At 54.4% G+C, this 2,130-nt stretch carries 2 protein-coding genes; both read right to left on the reverse strand.

Going from position 1 to position 2,130, the window contains the following annotated elements:
• Positions 1 to 39: 39 nt before the first annotated feature.
• Positions 40 to 1,338 (reverse strand): transposase, encoded by a 1,299-nt coding sequence (locus tag AB1467_07380; GenBank protein MEW6296076.1) that lies wholly within the window; start codon positions 1,336 to 1,338, stop codon positions 40 to 42.
• A 64-nt stretch (positions 1,339 to 1,402) separates the two neighbouring features.
• Entirely contained in the window at positions 1,403 to 1,846 is a 444-nt protein-coding gene (locus tag AB1467_07385) for a helix-turn-helix domain containing protein (protein MEW6296077.1), read from the reverse strand.
• Between the last annotated feature and the right edge of the window lie 284 nt (positions 1,847 to 2,130).

Consider the following 2,130-nt stretch of genomic DNA (forward strand, 5'->3'; position numbering starts at 1 on the left):
TTCAAGGATTTATAAGGGGGAGAAAATTTGACTCTACGGTTAGCGAAAGCGAAAGTCAAGTTTGAAGTTGTAAAGCCATGGGATGCGGGGATCGACGTTTTCTTGGGCGAGGCGGGAGGGGAGATGTTCATAGTGATGGCGAAGCGAATCGGAGAGAGGGGCGTTGTAATAGGTAACCAGAAGAGTATCGCCAACCACTCGTACATCGCCTTCCAGGCCGGTAAAAAGGCTGCGGGCGAGATGGGGAGCATCCCAGGAAGCCACGGGAGTCCCCAAGCGTTGGCGAAATTGATGAATGACGGTCTGAGCCAGGAGGGCGCAGGTCATCTGCCCGTAGCGAATGTGCAGATTATAGGTTCCGGCCCGTTTCCATCCGAGGGCTTGATGGGCGTTGAAGAACTCTTCGATATGCCAGCGATCCGGATAGTCTTCGACGAGCAATTGCAGTTCATCGCAATCCTGGGTGGAGAGAAAGCCGTGGAATTGATATTCGCTCGGTTTTTCCCCGCAGCGCTGCACGATCTGAGTCAACGGTATATCCGGCGCTTTGGCGAAATGAAACGGGAGTTTGGCGGTGGCGAGTCCGGCCCACCGCGCGGTAAAGGCCTCGGGGGGAAGGCGGCGCATATCCCGTTGGAAGGCGCGTCGGTCGGGAATGGGGGTGATGAGGATAAAAGGCGTGCGTTCCTTCACGAACCGGAAGAGTTCGATGGAGAAATGTTCTTTATCAGCCAGAAGAAAAATGGGGTGGGAAGGAGAGGGAAAGATCGCCATGACGAGAGCAAGGAGATCGAACGCGCCTTGGGCGGCGGTTTTGGAAGAGGAACCGATGGTCATGGCGACGGGTTGGCAGGTATCGATGTCCAGACAGAAGAAGGTTTGCAAGGTTTTGACGGAGGCGTCCGCGGGCGCATGACGATGCTGACGAACATGGCGTTGGGTATGACTTTCCAGGTGATGCGGATCGATCGCCAAGGCGCGCCCCGGAAAATGGCCGCTGGCTCGGCGAAGGCGTCCCAACAGGATTTGAACCTGCTGAGCCTGCTCCACCGTATGCGCATGGAGCAGGTCGTGCACGGCTTGATCGCTGGCCAGAAACGGCAAGCCGTTCAGCAGCGCGAAGCCCCGATGGGTCAGATTGCGCGACTCGCGAAGCCCCGTGGCGCATAAGGCCGCCTCGTGAACCAACTGGAGCGCCAGGCGAGGATGCACGGTCTCGGGGGCTTGGCGCGTCCATCCGGCCAGGATATCCCAGGTTCCCAGCCGCAGGTGCTCCGGAACCAACAGCCAGAGCCCGACATGGGTATCGGAAACCTTATCGGCCAGGAGTTGCCGCACGTGGCGTTCCAGGGCTGGGGGATCGCAAGGGACTTGGCCGCGCCGGGCGCGCGTCCGTTGAATTTCAACGGAAATCGCTTCCGGTTGAAACGCATGGAGTTTTTTTTTGCAGCCCGTATTCGGCGAGAATGCGTTCGACGCTGCGGAGGCTGATGGTCGCGCCGGTTTGATGCAATTTCTGGGCGATCACCGCCGCCGAAGCGTCCGGATCCAAAAAGCGATGACGAATGACTTGGCGAACAACGGATTCCGTGCGCCGGTAATGCGTGCGCGGCCCCCGCTTTTGGCTCAATAAAGCGGCGGCGCCTTGTTCGCGGAAAAGGTGGAGCAATTGAAAATAGCGCTGTTTGGAGTATCCGAATTTTTGGGCGGCGGCGGTCGCTCCCAATCCTTCGCATTCGCCTTCATAGAGCATGGCGAATTTGAGGGTGATTTCATCTTCAACAGGAAATTCGAGAGTTCCGGCGGGACCTTGCAAAAAAGAGGTTTGGTCTTGAAAATGAATCATGGATTTTCTCCTTTTGGATGGGAAGAATGAAGAAGAGAATACCAGAAAAACCACAAATGGTCAAATAAAATATGGCGGTAAAAAGGGGAAAAAGAGGCAAGAGGAAAGACGTTGTACGTATTTTTTATGGAATATTTAGTGCAATAAAAAATGGATCGGATTTATTCCGCCATATTTAATTAGACAAAAATCGGGGTTGGTGTAAATAACCTAGTAAAAATATCCATCAAGATACGAACAAACTCCCCCAACAGTCCAATTAATTAGGGCTTATAAATCCTTGA

The sequence above is a fragment of the Candidatus Diapherotrites archaeon genome (genome assembly GCA_040755695.1).
Lineage (GTDB): Archaea > Iainarchaeota > Iainarchaeia > Iainarchaeales > 1-14-0-10-31-34 > JBFMAK01.